Below are 4021 nucleotides of genomic sequence, written 5' to 3'. Positions count from 1 at the left end.
GGATTCATCGACATCTTTACATTGCCGATATCGACGCCCGTCTGGTCCGCCTTCACGCGAACCTTCACGTTGTAATCGACAACACGCTTCACTGCTGCCATAACCTTCACGCATGCTTTCCTTTGCTCGGGAGAGAGTCGGCGTGCGCGGCGTGCGAGCCGCGTGACACGGGTTCGATGATGACAAGCGCACCGTATGGCGCGCGGGCATCTGTTGGTGCTTCGGTTGACACTTTGCCGTCGTCTTCGTCGCGCGACGGCGCAAGATCGAGCGCAGGGCCGTCGGAGAGCCGCGTCGCGACGTGCGCAGCGTCGAGCGCAATAGCATCTTCGCCGTCTGTCGCGCTAACGATGCAACTGCCGCACAGCGTCACAATAACTACGAAGCAGCCGGCCTGCACATACGCCGCTTAGTACAGCGGCGTGATGTGCGCGCGGTAGCGCCCGCGCGCGGCCATCGCGTTGAGCTTGACGACAGGGCCGTCGCGCAACGTGGCCTGCCAGGTGGCGCCGCCGTCGTATTCGGATGGGCGACCGGGTTGCAGTTCGACGCGCGTCGCGCCATCGTCTAGCGTGACACCTGCGCCTTGCATGACGAGCGACACGCGCGTCATGCCGGCGAACCGCGAGTACGGACCGTCGCGTTCGACATCCGCGAGGCTGATGCGCCAGCCGCCGTCGACTTCTTCCGCGAGCATCCGCATGGTGCCGCCGCCGTTGCGCCAAGGTTGCGATGCGAACGACGTGAGCGGCCGGATCGCAAGGCCGGCAGGTGCCTTCACGTCAGGAGACGGCGCCGAGCCCATACTTGCCGGTCAGGAGCTTGCCGGTTGTGAAGCGTTCGATCGAATACGGTTTGAGCGATACATCCGTCGGCAAACCGAGCGCGCATTGCGCGAGGATCTTGCCGACCGTCGGCGAGAGCTTGAAGCCGTGGCCCGAAAAGCCGTAGCCGACCACCAGACCTTCGATGCCTGGCAGCGGGCCGAGCACCGGATTCCAGTCCGGCGTCACGTCGTACACGCCCGTCCACGACGACGCAATGCCCGCGGTCTCGTAGGCGGGGAACCGCTCCGCGACCTGCGCGCCAACGTCGACGATGTAGTCCATCGGAATGTCGCCCTGTTCGGTGTCGGCAGTATTCAGTTTTTCCCCGACAACGCCTTCGCTGACCAGCATCTGGTTGCCGCCGTAGCTGCGATAATAGAGCATGCCTTCCGACGCGAGATCCTTAAACACGGGCATCGTGAATGTGTAGGGCGCTTCCGCACATTCGAGCGCAAGTACCGCGTGACGCTCGGGGGCGATCGGCAGTGTCTTGCCGGTCCAGCCGGCGAGTTCCGGCGTCCAGATGTTTTGCGTGCTGATGACGATGCCGGCCGCGAAATCTCCGGCGCTGGTCGATACGCCAACTACCTTTCCATTTTCGATGAGCAACTTGTTGACGGCGACGTTTTCGCGGATTGTCACGCCGCCGCGACGCGCGGCGCGTGCAAAACCGGTCGCGGTGAGATAGGCGTCGGCGAAACCGGCTTCTGGCTCGTAGCCGATGAGCGCAGCGTCGTCGAAGGTTGCGATCGGCATCAGTTCTTGCGCCTGGCGCGCGTCGAGCAGTTCGAGCGGAATGCCCTGCTGTTTCTGCTGATCGAGCGATGCGCGCAGCGGTTTGAGCTTGTCACCCTCGGCTGCGACGATCATGTAGCCGCATTTGACGAGGCCGCACGACGCTTCGTCGTCTCCGAGATAGTTGGGGAAGTCGTTAAACACCGACCAGGACTTGCGCGCCAGTTCGACGTTTTCCTTTACCGAATAGTGCGTACGCAGGATCCCGGACGACTGAGCCGTTGTGCCGGCGCCGACTGTCGCCCGATCAAGCAACAGCACACGCTTTGCACCGAGCTTTGACAGGTGAAAGGCAACAGACGTCCCGATCACGCCCGCGCCTATCACAACCATATCGTACTTGTTCACGGACGAGCCCTTTGTCAAATTGATGTGCTCAGTCTGCGCTCCAATGTGAAGGCCTACGTCTGCATAAGCAATTCTGTTAATCGCCCATAAGATGAAGATCAGGCGCGAGCGATGCGACAGAAGCAGTCCGATGCGTGGCACTATGGAGCTTTACCATGTGCCCGGGCGGGTGAAAAAATCAGATGCAAGAGATTGCAAGAGGTGCTTTGGTGGCGATGGCTGCAATCGCGATCGCATTGTTAAGTTGCCTGACCGCGCGCTGTTTGCTGCGGCTTTTCCTGCCACCGCCGCGCGCGGCGGTGGTTTCCGAGGTGATCGGCCTGGCGATGCTGATTGCCTCATGTGCCTTTTATTTTAGCGGCGGGCGAGCATAGTCGAGCCAGCCAACCATCCACCGCATGGACAGGACTGCAACGGAGGTCGCCGTTTATAGAACACGCGCGCTGCTACATATCCGTGTAGTTGGGTCCGCCGCCGCCCTCAGGAGGCACCCAGACCGTGTTCTGAGTCGAATCCTTGATGTCGCATGTCTTGCAATTCACACAGTTCTGCGCATTGATAACCAGCCGCTCATGACCATCTCCGGTCTCGACGAACTCATAGACGCTAGCCGGGCAATAGCGGCTTTCGGGGCCCCGCATATTGCCGCAGGTTGACATTGATCGGAACAGCCGGATTTCACCAGCGTCTTGAAGCGCTTGACGTTGTTGTTCGAGAAGAAGAGCTGCCGCGTGAGGGCGGTGTACTCGTCCATGTCGCGCACTGTCATCACCAGCACGAAGTCCCATTCGCCCGCGACGTAGTAGCACTGCTGGATTTGCGGACATTGCGCGAAGGTGCGCTTCATCGCATCGAGCAAATCGATCTGCTTGCTCTCGACCTCGACGGAAGCGATGATCGTCAACGGATAGCCGACCTTGTCCGGTGCGACGACAGCGGTGTAGTTCTGGATGACGCCTTCGTCCGCGAGGCGTCGCAGCCGCCGGTTGACGGCGGCAGTCGACAGGTTCACGCGCGCGCCAAGTTCGTTCTGTGGAAGCTGCGCGTCGCGTTGCACCTCCATAAGTAGATTCCGATCGAATTGGTCGAGAGTACACCGTGTCGAAGTAGACGGACAGAATGAGATATCTTTGCATAAGTGGCCACCAAGAGATGCATTTGTTGCCCATGTTCCGAAATAGAATTCCGCTACTGACTTCACTGGTGTGGGCGTAGCCGCAACGAACCGACGCCGAGCCCAACGCTCCAGAGCATTTACACCGCAAGGACGTCCGAGAATGGAAAGCACTCTGCAGGGCCAGTTGAAAAGCTGGCGCCGATATCTGCATCAACACCCGCAAACCGGCTAGGAGGTGAATACCTCCGACTACGTGGCGAACATCGTCGAGAGACGCTTGGACTGGAGGTTCATCGCGGCATTGGCGGGAACCGGACTGGTTGCCAATCTGACGGTCGGCGACGGCAAACGAGCGACCGGACCACGCCGATATGGATGCGCCAAATATCGCGGAGCAGGCGCACGAGCGGGAGCATGCTTCACGAACTGCCGGAAAATGCGTGCATGCGGACACGACGGACACATGTCGATGATCTTGTGAGCGGCGCGATTGCTCGCGCAAAGGCGAGACTTCAATGGTACTGTCCGGTTCATCTTTGGGGTGCCCGTATCAGCACGGCACACGTATCGGCCAGTTTCGTCAAGCCGTCGGTCGGCTGTGGTTCCGCACGCTGCGCCGCCGAAGTCAGAAGCACCGCATGACCCGGCAGCCTATGAGCCGTCTCAACGCACTCTGGCTGCCCCGCGCCCACATTGCCATCCCTACCCGAACCAGCGTCTGATCGTCGCGACCCAAGGGCAGGAGCCGTATACGGCAATTCCGCCCGTACGGATGTGTGGACGGGGTGATCGGCGACTGTCATTCCTACGGCGACTAGGTGTTCCCTGCTGTGCGCACGTCTTAATGTAAGCGCGCGGCAATGGCACCCCGGGGAGTGCCCGCTGGCGATCAGGCGGTAACCGGCGCCCAGCGATGAGGCAGTAGCTGAGCGAT

General features: G+C 60.8%; 3 protein-coding genes and 4 pseudogenes. 2 read left to right on the top strand and 5 right to left on the bottom strand.

All coding sequences use genetic code 11. The features are described from left to right. The 3 genes and pseudogenes from BN2476_RS49060 to BN2476_RS43185 form a co-directional block, all read right to left on the bottom strand. Positions 1-110, bottom strand: a pseudogene (locus tag BN2476_RS49060) (electron transfer flavoprotein subunit beta/FixA family protein); the annotation flags it as partial. A gap of 299 nt (positions 111-409) precedes the next feature. Further along, positions 410-781, bottom strand: a complete 372-nt coding sequence (locus BN2476_RS49055) for a HutD/Ves family protein (RefSeq protein WP_235851235.1) — start codon at positions 779-781, stop codon at positions 410-412. Between the two features lies 1 nt (position 782). Further along, positions 783-1970 (bottom strand): NAD(P)/FAD-dependent oxidoreductase, encoded by a 1188-nt coding sequence (locus tag BN2476_RS43185; protein WP_087740247.1) that lies wholly within the window; start codon positions 1968-1970, stop codon positions 783-785. Between the two features lie 182 nt (positions 1971-2152). Between BN2476_RS43185 and BN2476_RS46235 the strand changes: the two genes are divergently transcribed. Beyond that, entirely contained in the window at positions 2153-2344 is a 192-nt protein-coding gene (locus BN2476_RS46235; RefSeq protein ID WP_143811225.1) for a hypothetical protein, read from the top strand. Positions 2345-2416: 72 nt separating this feature from the next. Here the strand turns inward: BN2476_RS46235 and BN2476_RS47640 are convergent. Both BN2476_RS47640 and BN2476_RS43175 read right to left on the bottom strand, forming a co-directional pair. Beyond that, positions 2417-2648, bottom strand: a pseudogene (locus BN2476_RS47640) (4Fe-4S dicluster domain-containing protein); the annotation flags it as partial. Position 2649: 1 nt separating this feature from the next. Continuing rightward, positions 2650-3096: pseudogene (locus tag BN2476_RS43175) on the bottom strand (Lrp/AsnC family transcriptional regulator); the annotation flags it as partial. 151 nt (positions 3097-3247) lie between these two features. Here BN2476_RS43175 and BN2476_RS49050 point away from each other — a divergent pair. Further along, a pseudogene (locus BN2476_RS49050) lies at positions 3248-3565 on the top strand (amidohydrolase); the annotation flags it as partial. Positions 3566-4021: the final 456 nt, after the last annotated feature.

It is taken from the genome of Paraburkholderia piptadeniae (genome assembly GCF_900007165.1).
In the GTDB taxonomy this organism is placed as follows: Bacteria; Pseudomonadota; Gammaproteobacteria; order Burkholderiales; family Burkholderiaceae; genus Paraburkholderia; species Paraburkholderia piptadeniae.
This window is presented reverse-complemented; position numbering and strand designations above follow the sequence as displayed.